The sequence below is a fragment of the Comamonas sp. NyZ500 genome (assembly GCF_016772095.1).
GTDB lineage: Bacteria > Pseudomonadota > Gammaproteobacteria > Burkholderiales > Burkholderiaceae_C > Comamonas > Comamonas thiooxydans.
Genome location: NZ_JAEIJE010000015.1, coordinates 111,331 through 124,986 on the forward strand (window position 1 = coordinate 111,331; position 13,656 = coordinate 124,986).

Consider the following 13,656-nt stretch of genomic DNA (forward strand, 5'->3'; position numbering starts at 1 on the left):
GCCTGAATAGAGAAAAAGGCACAAGGCTTTGAGAAGCCTGTGCCTTGGATGCGCGACGAAGAACTTACAGTTGCAAGGCGGCGGTATTGCCCTCGGACCAGTGGCGCAGCGCCTCTTCGGTAATCAGCAGCACCTGCTCGTCACCCGAGCTGGTGTCGAGCCAGAACACGGGCAGGTCGGGGAAGGCTGCCTCGAAGTACGGCTTTTCATTGCCTATCTCCAGTACCACCACGGCGTCCTTGCTCAGGCGCGCGGGCAGGTCCTCGAGCAGTCGGCGGATGAAGTCCATGCCGTCGGCGCCGCCGGCTAGGGCCAGCTCGGGCTCGGCCTGGTACTCGGCAGGCAGCTTGCCCATGCTGTCGGAGTTCACGTAGGGCGGGTTGCACAGCACCAGATCCCAGGGGCCGGGCACCTGGCTCATGCCGTTGCTTTCCAGCAGCGTCACGCGATCCTGCAGCCCGTGCTTGTCCACATTGATGCGGGCGACGGCCAGGGCATCGGTCGAGATATCAGCACCCGTCACCCGGACTTCGGGATAGGCCATGGCGGCAAGGCAGGCCAGAGAGCCGTTGCCGGTGCATAGGTCGAGCACCTGCACGGTCTTGTCGGACAGCCAGCCGTCGATGCTGCCATCGGCCAGCAGCTCGGCGATAAAGCTGCGCGGCACGATGGAGCGCTCGTCGATGTAGAAGGGCACTCCTACAAGCCAGGCCTCGTTCGTCAGATAGGCTGCGGGCTTGCGGCTGCGTATGCGCTCTTCAAAAAGAGTAGCTATCTGAGCTTGTGTATCAAGAGATACAGGCTGACTTGCTACAGATTCAGGAGCACCGGGTGTGAGTTCACTGTCCAGTGGCAGGCCCAGCTTCCAGAGCACCAGCCAGGCCGCTTCGTCCTCGGCCGTGGCCGTGCCATGGCCAAAAGCCACGCCGGCAGCTGTGAGAGCCCGAGCGCCGCTGGCAATCAGTTCGGCAACGGTGTTGCCCGAGATCAGGAGGATGCTGGTGTTGCTCATGCGGTCTGGGGGGCGGTCTGCTGGCGCTGGAGTTGTTCCAGAGTCTTGCGGTAGATGTTTTTCAGTGGCTCGATATCGGCCACGGCGATGTGTTCGTCGATCTTGTGGATGCTGGCATTGGGCGGGCCCATCTCTATGACCTGAGGGCATATCTGGGCGATGAAGCGGCCATCGCTGGTGCCGCCTGTGGTGGACAGCTCGGTATCGAGTCCGGTTTCATCCTTGATGGCGGCCTGCACGGCCTGCACCAGCGTGCCCGGTGTGGTCAGAAAAGGCTGTCCGCCCACGGTCCAGACCAGCGAGTATTCGACGCCATGGCGGTCCAGGATTTCATGCACGCGCTTTTGCAGGGAGTCGGAGCTGGACTCGGTACAGAAGCGGAAATTGAAGTCGATCACCACATGGCCGGGAATGACGTTGCTGGCGCCCGTTCCGCCATGAATATTGCTGATCTGCCAGCTTGTGGGCGGGAAGAATGCATTGCCGCGGTCCCAGACCGTGGCCGCGAGTTCTGCGAGTGCGGGCAAGGCCTCGTGAATGGGGTTGCGTGCCAGTTGCGGGTAGGCGATATGGCCTTGCACACCGTTGACGGTGAGCTTGCCGCTCATGGTGCCGCGGCGGCCGTTCTTGATCATGTCGCCGGTCTGCTTGACCGAGGTGGGCTCGCCCACGATGCACCAGTCCAGGCGCTCGCCGCGCTGGCGCAGCTCTTCAACCACGACCTTGGTGCCGTCGACCGAGGGGCCTTCCTCGTCGCTGGTCAGCAGCAGGGCGATGTCGAAGGCGGGCTCGGGTGTGGTCTGCAGAAACTCCTCCAGCGCCACGACAAAGGCGGCGATGGAGGTCTTCATATCGCTGGCACCACGGCCGTAGAGCTTGCCGTCGCGGTGCATGGGTACGAAAGGCGGGCTGGTCCATTCCTTGAGCGGGCCCGGTGGCACCACATCGGTATGGCCGGCAAAGACCAGCACAGGCCTATCTGAATTGATAGCGCCTTGCGTAGACTGAGCAATCGCAGGAGCGCGCTTTGCCCACAGGTTTTGTACGCGAAAGTCTGCGGGGCCGCTATCCAGACGTTCGCAGGTAAAACCCATGGTTGTCAGGGCATCGGCGAGCAGCTCAAGGCAGCCAGCATCTTCGGGGGTGACGGAGGGCAGGCTGATGAGCTGCTCGGTCAATTGCAGTGTCCGGGACATGGAGGGGGCTTCAAACTAAAACAATGCCTATGCCGCCTTGGCTGGCGGCTTCAGGCGGTTCTGACATCCAGGGTGATTTCCGTGAAAGACGGCATATCGTCATCGCCGGGCAGAATCACATCGGTGACGGCCGGGGCGTTGGCAGCAGTGGCCGCGTGGCTGACGTCATTATCCATGCGCCACATCAGATTGGTGGGCGAGTCGGCATAGGCCAGCGCTTCACTGCGCTCAATTGTGCCACTGCGCACCAGGGCCGCCAGTGCGTCCTCGAAGGTCTGCGAGCCTTCGGCCATGGATTTTTCCATGGCCTCCTTCACGCCACCGAAGTCGCCCTTGACGATCATGTCGCTGATGAGCTTGGTGTTGAGCATGACTTCCACGGCCGGCACGCGCGTGCCGGTAACGGTACGGACCAGGCGCTGAGAGATCACGGCCTTGAGCGAGGCGGCCAGCTCGCCCAACATGCTGGGGCGTACCTCCTCGGGGAAGAAGGACAGGATGCGGTTGAGCGTGTGATAGCTGTTGTTGGCATGAAGGGTTGCCAGGCACAGATGGCCGGACTGGGCATAGGCCAGTGCGGCCGACATGGTCTCGCGGTCGCGGATTTCGCCGATCAGAATCACATCGGGTGCCTGACGTAGCGCATTCTTGAGTGCGGTTGCAAGGGTACTGGTATCGGTGCCGACCTCACGCTGGTTGACGATGGATTTCTTGTTGCGAAACTGGTATTCGACGGGGTCTTCCACCGTGAGGATATGGCCAGTGAGCGTTTCGTTGCGCTCGTCGATCATGGTCGCCAGTGTCGTGCTCTTGCCTGAGCCCGTGGCGCCAACGACAAGCACCAGGCCGCGCTTTTCCATGACCAGTTCGCTGACAATGGACGGCAGGTTCAGGCTGTCGCGCGAGGGCACCTGCTGCGAGATGAAGCGCACGACAACTGCGTAGGAGCCACGCTGGCGCATGGCGCTGATACGAAAACGTCCTATGCCGCTCATGGGAATGGCCATGTTCAGCTCGCCCGTCTGCTTGAGCTCCTCTATGGCTTCCGGCTTGACGACTTCGGAGAGCAAGGCCAGCGGAGCTTCGACCGGCAACTCCTGATTGTTGATGGGGATGCAGATACCGTTGATCTTGATCAGCGCCGGCGCACGGGCGGAGAGATAGACGTCCGAGGCTTTTTTCTCGGACATCAGACGCAGAATTTTTTCCATGGTGCTCATTTTTTCTTCATCCTTTTTCGCTCAGCCTCTCTATGCACGCATGTTAGCGTGTGTCAACTCGGTGCAGGTCGCGCGTGATGCGCAAAGCTGATTTCCAGCATGAAAAAAGCCTGCACGCTTGGGAGCGGGCAGGCTTGTGAGCGGGGTGGCCATGGCGGTGTCTGCATCAAGGCAGAGCAGGCGTGGCCAGGCTCCCATCAGTCGCGCAGCAGGTCGTTGATGCTGGTCTTGGAGCGGGTCTGTGCATCCACGCGCTTGACGATGATGGCGGCATACATGGAGTAGTCCTTGCCATCCTTGGTCTGCTTGGGGATGTTGCCGCTGACCACCACCGATCCGCTGGGCACGCGGCCGTAGGTGATTTCGCCGGTTTCGCGGTTGAACAGAGGGGTGGACTGGCCGATGTACACGCCCATGCCGAGAACGGAGTTTTCTTCCACGATCACGCCTTCGACGACTTCGGAGCGGGCGCCGATGAAGCAGTTGTCTTCGATGATGGTGGGGTTGGCTTGCAGGGGCTCGAGCACGCCGCCCAGGCCCACGCCGCCGGACAGGTGCACGTTCTTGCCGACTTGAGCGCAGGAGCCCACGGTGGCCCAGGTGTCGACCATGGTGCCTTCGTCCACATAGGCGCCGATGTTCACATAGGAAGGCATCAGGATGGCGCCCTTGGCGATGAAGGAGCCGCGACGAGCCACGGCAGGAGGCACCACGCGCACGCCGGTGGCGGCGATCTCAGCCTCGCTCATGCCTTCGAACTTGGTGGGTACCTTGTCGAAGAAGTTCAGGGCGCCGCCGTTGATCAGCGCATTGTCCTTGAGACGGAAGGACAGCAGCACGGCCTTCTTGATCCACTGGTGCACGGTCCACTGGCCCACGCCTTCGCGGCTGGCCACGCGCAGCTTGCCGTCATTGAGTTCGGCAATCACGTGCTCCACGGCATCCACCACTTCCTTGGGGGCGGCGGAAGGCGAAATAGTGGCACGGTTGTCCCAGGCGTTGTCGATGATGGATTGCAGTTGTTGCGTCATGATGTTTTCGGTCAAAGATCGAAAGTTGAGGTGAATCGTTGAGTCATAAAGGCCTGCACCGGGCAGGCCCTGGGGTGGAAATCAGCGTATGCGCGACTCGATGAACCGGGCAATGCGCTGAGCTGCTTCAAGGCATTCTGCCGTCTCGGCCACCAGAGCCATGCGAATGCGGTTGGCTCCGGGGTTGAAGCCATGGGCCTCACGTGCCAGATAGCTTCCCGGCAAAACCGTTACACCTGTATGAATATACAGTTCCTTGGCGAATTGTGCATCATCCATACCCAGTTGCGGCGGAATGCCGGCCCAGAGATAGAAGCTGGCATCGGGCAGCTTCACATCCATGACCCTGGACAGCACAGGCGTGACCTGGGCAAACTTCTCGCGGTAGAGACGGCGATTTTCCTGCACATGGGCCTCGTCACCCCAGGCGGCAATCGATGCCGTCTGGACCACGGGGCTCATGGCACCGCCGTGATAGGTGCGGTAGAGCAGGAAGGACTTGAGCAGGGCCGCATCGCCTGCCACAAAGCCGCTGCGCAGTCCGGGCACATTGCTGCGCTTGGACAGGCTGGTGAACATCACCAGATTCTTGAAATCATGGCGACCGAGCTTTTGTGCCGCTTCCAGGCCGCCCAGCGGAGCTTCCTCCTGGAAGTAGATCTCGCTGTAGCACTCGTCGCTGGCAATCACAAAGCCATGCTTGTCGGACAGGGCGAACAGCTTCTCCCATTCGCCCAGTGGCATCACGGCGCCCGTGGGGTTGCCGGGAGAACAGACAAAAATCATCTGCGTGTTCTGCCATACCTCCTCGGGCACGGCATCCCAGTTCACGGCGAAGTTGCGCGCGGCATCACTTGCAGCGTAATAGGGTGTGGCCCCGGCCAGCAGCGTTGCACCTTCGTAGATTTGATAGAAGGGATTGGGGCAGATGACGCGCGCACCGGCTCGGGTGCTGTCCACCACCACCTGGGTAAAGGCAAACAGGGCTTCACGCGAGCCATTGACGGGCAGAACCTGGGTCGCTGCATCGAGTTCTACGCCATAGCGCCGGTTGGCCCATTGCGCACAGGCCTGGCGCAGCGCTGGCAGACCGGCGGTGGCGGGGTAAACGGACAGGCCCTGGAGTTCGCTGCTCAGTGCTTTTTCAATGAACGCCGGCGTGGCGTGGCGCGGCTCTCCGATGCCCAGGCTGATGGGGCGCAGGCCCTCGGGCGGCTGGGCAGAGGCAAACAGTTGGCGAAGGCGTTCAAACGGATAAGGCTGTAAGCGCGAGAGCAGGGGATTCATAGTGAGACATTATGGGCTGATGCCATTTTCGCATGAGAAAACAGTGCTCATGGTTTCGATTTTGCGGGTTTGCAGGCACCGTAAATTGCAATTTGTTACGTAAGCTGGATGACAGAGCAAAGGGCTACCGTGAGCAGGCTGCAAGCTCAGCAAACGAAGTCGACCACAAAAAACGAATGGAGACAGGCAATGCAAAAGCGCATCTTGCCCGACAAAAAAAACCGCGTACGAATGAGGAATTCCGGATGGCTGTGCTTGGGGTTGCCATGGCTGCTGGCCGGGCCTGTTTTGCCCGTGCTGGGCCTGAGCGGAACATGGCAGCTGGGCTGGTTGCTGCTGTGGATCATGGGAGTGCTGTTGTGGGTCGGTGCTCTTCACAAGAGCTGGCAGCAGCAGTGGCAGGACATGCAGCTGGCGCTGGAAAAAGTCGCCCATGGCGACCTGAGTATGAGCGCTGCCAAAGGGGCGCAAGCGGCTGCGGCGACATCGGGCCTGACCGAGTCCATGGTGCATGCGTTGTCGGCCATGGTGGCCGATGTGCGCAGCAACGCGGCCCTGGTGGCCCAGGCTGGACAGGGCATGGTCAAAGACCACCAGGCCCTGTCTGAACGAACCGAGATGCAGGCGAGCAATCTCGCGCAGACGGTGGTCAGTGTCGAGCAACTCAGCGCAGCGGTTCAGCACAGCGCCGAGGTGAGCAAGGCGGCCCATGGTCGTGCCGACGGCGTGCGCTCGGCCGCCGATCAGGGCGCCCAAGCCATGCAGCATGCCGTGCAGTCGGTGGAGCTGATCGAGCGCAATGCCGGGCGCATGCGGGAAATCATTGGGGTGATAGACGGCATTGCCTTTCAGACCAATATTCTGGCCCTCAATGCGGCCGTGGAGGCCGCCAGGGCCGGTGAGCAGGGGCGCGGCTTTGCCGTCGTGGCCAGCGAGGTGCGTACGCTGGCGCAGCGCAGCGCCGAAGCTGCCAAGGAGATACGCCAGCTGATCGGCGAGACAGTGCAGCAGGTGAGCCAGAGCACGCAGCTGTTGCGCAACGCCGTCGAGCAGACTCAAGGGGTGACGCGAGCCATCCATGATGTGGTCAGTCATATGGGGACGCTCTCGGACTCGGCCAGCAGCCAGAGCACGGGGCTTCAGGAAATCAGCAATGCCGTGCACCAGATCGATGAAATCACCCTGCACAATGCCCAGATGGTCGGTCAGGCGCTGCAGCAGGCCCGCGAGCTGCAGCTGCGGGCCCAGCACCTGTCGGACGCCGTGTCGCGCTTCAGATTGCAGCAGGGCACGGCCGAGGAGGCCGTGGCCCTGGTGCAGGCAACCATGCGGCAAGCCAAAAGCTCGTCCAGTGTCGCCAGCCTGCTGCAGACCGTGACCGATCCTGAGCAGCCATTCCACGACCGCGACATGTATGTGTTCGCTCTGTCCTCGGAAGGGGAGTACCGTGCCTTCGGCGGCAATCCCGCCAAGGTGGGGCTGCGCGTGCAGGATGTGCCCGGCATCGACGGCGACAGCCTGATGGCCGACATCATGGCTCAGGCCGAGTTGCGCCCGGGCTGGGTCGAGTATGACTACATCAACCCCAGCAACCAGCAGGTGCAGACCAAGATGTCCTATGTCTGCAAGCATGCAGGCCTGTACTGGGGCTGCGGCGTCTACAAAAGCCTGGTCAGCGTCTAGTGAGACCCCGAGAGAGCTTTGCAGCCCCAGGAGATGCTATTGAATCAAGAGCTGCTGGCGCTTTTTTGCATAAGCGATAGCGGCTTATTCAGTATCAATTCTGGGCGCGCTGAGCCTTGGCCTTGGCCAGAATGGCGGCAATCGCAGCCTTTTTGTCGGGTGCTGGCGCTGCCGTCGTGACGGCCTGAGCACCGGCTTCTGCCGCAGGAGGCTGTGCCGTGGTGCGCACCGGCGCATTGGCCTTGCGACCCGTGCGCTGCAGATGCACTCCATAGCGGTGGCGGGCATGCTCGGCCTGGGAAGCGCTCCAGGCTGACCAGCCCGTGGCCTCGGCACTGGCATTGACCAGCTCTATGCAATCGACCGGACAGACGGGAATGCACAGCTCGCAGCCCGTGCAATGCTCGGCAATCACGGAGTGCATGCGCTTGTTGGCACCCAGAATCGCGTCGGTGGGACAGGCCTTGATGCACAACGTGCAGCCTATGCACCAGGCTTCGTCGATCAGGGCCAGGGTGCGCGGGGTTTCGATGCCATTTGCGGCGTTGAGCGGCAACTCCGGCCTGCCGGTGATGGACGCCAGGCGGCGCACGCCTTCCTGGCCACCGGGTGGGCATTGATTGATGGCGGCTTCTCCGCTAGCAATGGCCATGGCATAGGACGCGCAATCGGGATAACCGCAGCGCGTGCACTGTGTCTGGGGCAGGGCTGCATCGATGTTCGCAGCCAGTGCTTGAAGCGAAGAGGCTGCGGACATGGATGAGTTCATTCTGGTCTGGCGAGCCTTTACGCCCTGGCGCGGTGGGGGCCGCGTCCTTTCTGGGCAGGGGCGCTATTTTGACCTGTTTTCAGGGTCTTGGCAGACTTGTCGGCATGGGCCTCGTTGCTTTCCAGCTCGGCTCCGTCGTCACTGACGCTGCTCAGATGGCCTGCGGCGCTGGCGGCTGTCGCGCTTGCGGGCTGGTGGGACAGGATGAAGTCGCGCACCTGCGGGTAGACGGTCTTGCGCCAGCGGCTGCCGCTGAAGATGCCGTAATGGCCTGCACCTTGGACTTCGATATGCTGGCGCGCCTCGGCCGCGATGCCGGCACACAGATCATGGGCGGCGCGGGTCTGGCCTGCGCCCGAGATATCGTCGAGCTCGCCTTCCACGGTCAGCAAGGCTGTGTGGCGGATATCCTGAGGACGCACCAGCTCGGGCTGGCCCTGCTCGTTTTTGACTTCCCAGGTGCCCTTGACCAGCTTGTACTCCTGAAACACGGTGGCGATGGTCTCCAGATAGTAGTCGGCATCCATGTCCAGCACGGCGTTGTACTCGTCATAGAACTTGCGGTGGTGCTCGGCGCTGGCCTCGTCACCCTTGATCAGATCCTTGAAATAGTCGTAATGGCTGTTGGCATGGCGGTCGGGATTCATGGCCACAAAGCCCGAGTACTGCAAAAAGCCAGGGTAGACGCGGCGGCCGGCACCGGGGTAATTGTTCGGTACCTCGTAGATGACGTTGTTCTCGAACCATTCGTAGCTGCGGGTTTCGGCCAGGTTGTTGACGGCCGTCGGTGAGCGGCGCGCATCAATAGGGCCGCCCATCATGGTCATGGACAGCGGCGTCACCTCGCCACGGCTGGCCATCAGCGAGACGGCCGCCAGCACGGGCACCGTGGGTTGGCAGACGCTGACCACATGGCACTGGCCATAGCGCCCTTGCAGATAGCGAATGAATTCCTGCACATAGTTCACATAGTCGTCCAGATGGAACTCGCCTTCGGACAGCGGCACGGTGCGGGCATTTTTCCAGTCGGTGATATAGACCTTGTGGCCTCCGAGCATGCTTTGCACGGTGTCGCGCAGCAAGGTGGCATAGTGGCCCGAGAGGGGGGCAACGATCAGCACCACGGGCTGGCTGAGCATGAGATCCAGTGTTTCTGGATCGTCGGAAAAGCGCTTGAAGCGGCGCAGCTCACAAAACGGCTTGTCGACCTCCACCCGCTCGCGGATGGTGACATCCACGCCGTTGACTTCGACGTTATGCAGATCGAATTCGGGCTTTTCGTAGTCCTTGCCCAAGCGGTACATGAGGTTGAAGCCCGCTGCCATGCGCTGGGCCAGTGGCACCTGGCTGAAGACCGAGTGGGGGTTGTTGTAGAACTTGGAGGCGGCCTGGGCAAAGTCTGCAAAGGGCTCAACCATTGCGCGCTGCATTTCGTAGATCTGATAGAGCATGGGACGCACTTCTGCGGGTTATGTTGCAGTGCAATATAACAGCAGAGTTTGACATGCGAAGTAGTGAATTCCCTTCAAACCGCGCAACTGCGGGGATTGCGCAACGCATGCCGGACTTGACCGCGCTTGAAAGTAAAAAAGCTGACCGAAGCCAGCTTTTTCATGCAGCGTCAAAGCATCTGCTCTGCGGGTTCCGGCAGGATCTCGTTCGGCTTGGTGCGGGCCAGCTTCATGACCTCGTGCGCAGGCAGGGTCTTGAGACGGTGATCGCTCCAGACCTGGCGCCAGCGGCGCGCACCGGCGAGGCCGTTGCGCAGCCCCAGCATATGCCGGGCAATCGAATACCAGTGCGTTCCATGCTCGCGCGCTTCGCGTTCCATATACAGCACCATCTGCTCTTCGATCTGCTCGCGCGTACGCTCTCTGCTCTCATCCTGATAGTAAAGAACATCCCAGGACGCCATCCACCAGGGGTTGTGATAGGCCTCGCGGCCCACCATGACGCCATCGACCTGCTGCAATTGCTGCTGTACCACGTCATCGGTCTTGATGCCGCCGTTGACAGCGATGGTCAGGCCCGGAAAGTCACGCTTGAGTTGTGCGACGACTTCGTAGCGCAGCGGCGGGATTTCACGGTTTTCCTTGGGGGAGAGGCCTTTGAGCCAGGCGTTGCGGGCATGAACCACAAACACCTGGCAGCCTGCATCGGCAACGGTGCCGACGAAGTCGCGCACAAAATCGTAGCTTTCGATCTTGTCGATGCCGATTCGGTGCTTGACAGTGACGGGCACGGACACCACATCGGCCATGGCCTTGACGCAATCGGCTACCAGTGCGGCCTCGTTCATCAGGCAGGCGCCGAAAGCCCCACGCTGAACGCGCTCGCTGGGGCAGCCGCAGTTGAGATTGATCTCGTCATAGCCCCATTGCTCGCCCAGGCGTGCACTGTGCGCCAGATCTGCTGGCTCCGAGCCACCCAATTGCAATGCCACGGGGTGCTCTTCGGCCTCAAACCGTAGATGACGAGCCACGTCGCCATGCACCAGAGCTCCGGTCGTCACCATTTCGGTGTAGAGCAGGGTGTGCTGGCTGAGCAGGCGGTGGAAGTAGCGGCAATGCTTGTCTGTCCAGTCCATCATTGGCGCCACCGACATGCGCCACATGCTGCTATCTAGTTGTTTTTTAACAGTTTGTTCGGTGCTCATACTATGAAAAGTGCCTTGTGGTGCACTGAAAATTGACCCTGTCTTACCCCGTTTTTCCGGGTTTTTTGATGCTGAATGCTACATTGATGCACCACGAATTTCATGGAGCATTGATGGGAACCATCACCCAACGAAAGAGTGCCAAGGGTGTCATATCGTTCCAGCTCATATCCGTCTGAAGGAAGGCGGATAGCTGACTCTTTCCGAGTCCAAGGCGTTCACCCGGCGTGCTCTTGCCCAGAAATGGTTGCGGAGACGTGAAGCAGAAATCGAGGAGGCCCAAGCGACAGGCCTGCCTGTTCAAGGTCTCGTCACCCTCAAGCAGATACTGCAGGATTATGTCAGCGATGCAAAAGGCATCGTGGCATGGGGGCGGTCCAAGACGGCCGACATCACCCGGCTGCAGAAGGCCAAGTTGGCGCACTGGGATGCCCGGCACCTGCGAGCCGTCGACTTCATCGAGTACGCCAGGTGGCGGTGCACCGAAGAGGAGGCGGGCCCGGCCACAGTGCTCAACGATATCGTCTGGTTGCGCCAGGCCTGCCTGGGCGCCGTGGCGCGCTACGGCATGAACAAGCTGGTGCAGGAGCTGGACGCTGCCAAGCAGGAGCTGCTGCGGCTCAAGATCATCTCCAAGCACGGTACGCGAGCTATTTTTGCTGGACTTGGAAGAAAAGAAGGAAGCTGCAGACAGTTGACTGACCACTGCGCCAGCAGGGTGCAGTGCCTACAGGTCTGCTTGATGGGTAACAAGATCTAGTTGTTGTTTAAGGGGGCTTGACCGCGCCGGCTATCTCATAGCGGAGTGCAGTTCAAGAAAGACCTGCACTCCCACTAAGCCGGCTGCATTTCTCCAGTCTCTGATTGACTATAGACAGCCACACGGTTTCTTCCTTCACGCTTGGCCTTGTAGAGCATCTCGTCGGCGTATTTGATAACCGTTGGGATGTCGGAAGAGCTGTTCGGCCAGCTTGCCACACCTAGGGAAATGGTGATGTGGCCAACGCCTTCAAACACTGCTGCTTCCACTTGCTTGCGCAAGCGCTCTGCGACTTGAACTGCGGTCGTTTCGCTGGTTCGAGGCAAGACGATTAAGAATTCTTCACCGCCAACACGGCAAGGTAAGTCATCTGCGCGTGAGACAGATTTCATCTGCTTGGCCAGGTCACGCAAGACGATGTCACCTGCATCATGCCCAAAGGTGTCGTTGACCTTCTTGAAGTGGTCGATGTCGATAGATACCACTGAGAAAATCTGGCTGGAAGCTTCGAGCTTTTGCAATGCAGCTTCCAGGCTTCGACGATTGCCAAGCTTGGTCAAAGGATCAGTCTTAACATCATCCTGAAGTTTTTGTATGTTTCTATTGAGCAAGGAAATGCCAATTAACATGGCTTTTTTCAACTCATAGGACTCTATATACCACGATTTTATTTTCTGTATGTTCTCCTCTGTTTCTGGGTGGCCTATGTTTTTTGCACCTTCAGACAGTAATTGCAGCGGTTTTGCAATTCTGTTAGCGCACCAACAGATCAGAAATACAGAAATTACCGCTATAGGTAGCGTCTTAAGAATTACTTGCTTCATCAGCGAGTCCAATGGAGCAAGGGTTGCCGACAGGGGTCTCTGTGCAACGACTCCCCAGTTCGTAGTGGGAATGACTGCATAGCCTGAAATCATCTCAACCCCACGAGTATTCTTAACGATCTGGCTGCCAGACTCACCATTATGAATTTTCTCGGTGACTTCATTGCCGCTCACGAGTGTCCCTACTCGATTTTTGTCAGGATGATAGACAAGCTTTTTGTTCTGATCGACAACATACAGGTATGAGCCATCTTTGTGATAGTGCGTGCCAAGCAGATGGTTGAGGATGCTCTGTTGGTTGAGGTAGATCGTTCCTCCAACCATGCCTAAATAGTTGCCAGATGGGTCGTGGATAGGATGAGAGATGAATACCAGCAAATTTCCGATGGTGGAGATATATGAGTCACTAATTAGCGGTTTCTGCGTTTTTATCGATTCAACGATGCCTGGTGTTGCGAGAGTTCTTCCCGTGAGTTTCAGCGTTTCAGGTGAAGAAGCTAGCACACTAGAGCGAGCATCAACTATAAGAATAGAGTTGAAGCTTTCTGTCTGAGTTTTCAGTCTTTCTGACTCTGATTTTAATACTTCAATGTTATTGAAGTTTTTTGATAAATAGACCGAGCTTGCCGCTAGCTGTTGTTGAGCTGCCCTAAGAAAGTCATCGGTGCTCTTTGCCAGTTTTGTTGCGTAGACGAAATTCCCGTTCAGATTTTCATCGATGAGCTGCTGGCGTTGAACTGTATAGGCTGCATAGAATGTATTAACTAAGGAGATAAATGCGCTGGCAACCGTGAGCAATAGGATCAAACGCCTAATATCCATTTTGCAAAAAATCTTGCTTATATTGAATTTCACAAAGTTCCTAGAAAATAAATTTTAATAAAAACTATCGATGTGCGCATATCTATTGTTTATTTTACTTTTGTATGAGAATTTCCTAGGGTTAGTACCTGTGTAAAAAGTACAGGCACTATTGACAGGCCCATTTCCCGGCAGCTGCAGGCAACGTTGGCAAGTTGCTATACGGCTTCGCTGCCGCTTGCTTGATTGCATAGATCAACCTGTGGTGTCTGTAGCTGCTCAAGAATGCAAGGCTTCCAAGTCAACACCGAACAGCTCGCCACTGCTGTTCGGCCTGAACTGTTAATTTCCACGCAAAACTGACCCGCCATTTCCATCTCAAACTGACCCACTCTTTGACTTGAGCCGCAAGGCTCA

At 58.8% G+C, this 13,656-nt stretch carries 11 protein-coding genes; 2 read left to right on the forward strand and 9 right to left on the reverse strand.

Annotated features, from left to right (window positions below; genetic code table 11):
• Positions 1-64: 64 nt before the first annotated feature.
• From prmB to dapC, 5 genes are all read right to left on the reverse strand, one after another.
• Complete coding sequence (prmB, locus tag JAO85_RS19610; protein ID WP_202788810.1) at positions 65-1,012, reverse strand: 50S ribosomal protein L3 N(5)-glutamine methyltransferase; 948 nt, start codon at positions 1,010-1,012, stop codon at positions 65-67.
• The gene (gene dapE / locus JAO85_RS19615) at positions 1,009-2,208 is read right to left on the reverse strand and encodes a succinyl-diaminopimelate desuccinylase (RefSeq protein WP_202788811.1); all 1,200 of its coding nucleotides are present in this window, start codon (positions 2,206-2,208) and stop codon (positions 1,009-1,011) included. The genes prmB and dapE overlap by 4 nt, the downstream gene beginning before the upstream one ends.
• Before the next feature lie 50 nt (positions 2,209-2,258).
• The gene (locus JAO85_RS19620; protein ID WP_003065002.1) at positions 2,259-3,428 is read right to left on the reverse strand and encodes a PilT/PilU family type 4a pilus ATPase; all 1,170 of its coding nucleotides are present in this window, start codon (positions 3,426-3,428) and stop codon (positions 2,259-2,261) included.
• 197 nt (positions 3,429-3,625) lie between these two features.
• On the reverse strand, positions 3,626-4,459 hold the full coding sequence (gene dapD, locus JAO85_RS19625; protein WP_003065004.1) for a 2,3,4,5-tetrahydropyridine-2,6-dicarboxylate N-succinyltransferase: 834 nt from the start codon (positions 4,457-4,459) through the stop codon (positions 3,626-3,628).
• An 81-nt stretch (positions 4,460-4,540) separates the two neighbouring features.
• Positions 4,541-5,746 carry a succinyldiaminopimelate transaminase gene (gene dapC, locus JAO85_RS19630; RefSeq protein WP_046461490.1) on the reverse strand — a complete coding sequence of 402 codons (1,206 nt, stop codon included), beginning with the start codon at positions 5,744-5,746 and terminating at the stop codon, positions 4,541-4,543.
• Between the two features lie 189 nt (positions 5,747-5,935).
• On the opposite strand from dapC, the gene JAO85_RS19635 reads away from it, so the two are divergent.
• Positions 5,936-7,429 carry a methyl-accepting chemotaxis protein gene (locus tag JAO85_RS19635; RefSeq protein WP_202788812.1) on the forward strand — a complete coding sequence of 498 codons (1,494 nt, stop codon included), beginning with the start codon at positions 5,936-5,938 and terminating at the stop codon, positions 7,427-7,429.
• Positions 7,430-7,523: 94 nt separating this feature from the next.
• On the opposite strand, the gene JAO85_RS19640 is transcribed toward JAO85_RS19635, so the two are convergent.
• From JAO85_RS19640 to dusA, 3 genes are all read right to left on the reverse strand, one after another.
• On the reverse strand, positions 7,524-8,186 hold the full coding sequence (locus tag JAO85_RS19640) for an RnfABCDGE type electron transport complex subunit B (protein ID WP_202788813.1): 663 nt from the start codon (positions 8,184-8,186) through the stop codon (positions 7,524-7,526).
• A gap of 29 nt (positions 8,187-8,215) precedes the next feature.
• Positions 8,216-9,649 (reverse strand): polyhydroxyalkanoate depolymerase, encoded by a 1,434-nt coding sequence (locus JAO85_RS19645; protein WP_003065012.1) that lies wholly within the window; start codon positions 9,647-9,649, stop codon positions 8,216-8,218.
• Between the two features lie 170 nt (positions 9,650-9,819).
• A complete protein-coding gene (gene dusA / locus JAO85_RS19650) occupies positions 9,820-10,854 on the reverse strand; it encodes a tRNA dihydrouridine(20/20a) synthase DusA (protein WP_202788814.1) in 1,035 nt (344 codons plus the stop codon).
• A gap of 361 nt (positions 10,855-11,215) precedes the next feature.
• Between dusA and JAO85_RS19655 the strand changes: the two genes are divergently transcribed.
• Positions 11,216-11,614, forward strand: coding sequence for a hypothetical protein (locus JAO85_RS19655; RefSeq protein ID WP_202788815.1), 399 nt, complete (start codon positions 11,216-11,218; stop codon positions 11,612-11,614).
• 74 nt (positions 11,615-11,688) lie between these two features.
• Here JAO85_RS19655 and JAO85_RS19660 read toward each other — a convergent pair whose 3' ends face one another.
• On the reverse strand, positions 11,689-13,293 hold the full coding sequence (locus JAO85_RS19660) for a sensor domain-containing diguanylate cyclase (RefSeq protein ID WP_039050809.1): 1,605 nt from the start codon (positions 13,291-13,293) through the stop codon (positions 11,689-11,691).
• Positions 13,294-13,656 lie beyond the last annotated feature (363 nt).

What these genes read in the sequence shown, in the direction of transcription:
- prmB (WP_202788810.1), bottom strand. Translation starts at nt 1,012, where the DNA reads ATGAGCAACACCAGCATCCTCCTGATCTCGGGCAACACCGTTGCCGAA.
- dapE (WP_202788811.1), bottom strand. Translation starts at nt 2,208, where the DNA reads ATGTCCCGGACACTGCAATTGACCGAGCAGCTCATCAGCCTGCCCTCC.
- JAO85_RS19620 (WP_003065002.1), bottom strand. Translation starts at nt 3,428, where the DNA reads ATGAGCACCATGGAAAAAATTCTGCGTCTGATGTCCGAGAAAAAAGCC.
- dapD (WP_003065004.1), bottom strand. Translation starts at nt 4,459, where the DNA reads ATGACGCAACAACTGCAATCCATCATCGACAACGCCTGGGACAACCGT.
- dapC (WP_046461490.1), bottom strand. Translation starts at nt 5,746, where the DNA reads ATGAATCCCCTGCTCTCGCGCTTACAGCCTTATCCGTTTGAACGCCTT.
- JAO85_RS19635 (WP_202788812.1), top strand. Translation starts at nt 5,936, where the DNA reads ATGCAAAAGCGCATCTTGCCCGACAAAAAAAACCGCGTACGAATGAGG.
- JAO85_RS19640 (WP_202788813.1), bottom strand. Translation starts at nt 8,186, where the DNA reads ATGTCCGCAGCCTCTTCGCTTCAAGCACTGGCTGCGAACATCGATGCA.
- JAO85_RS19645 (WP_003065012.1), bottom strand. Translation starts at nt 9,649, where the DNA reads ATGCTCTATCAGATCTACGAAATGCAGCGCGCAATGGTTGAGCCCTTT.
- dusA (WP_202788814.1), bottom strand. Translation starts at nt 10,854, where the DNA reads ATGAGCACCGAACAAACTGTTAAAAAACAACTAGATAGCAGCATGTGG.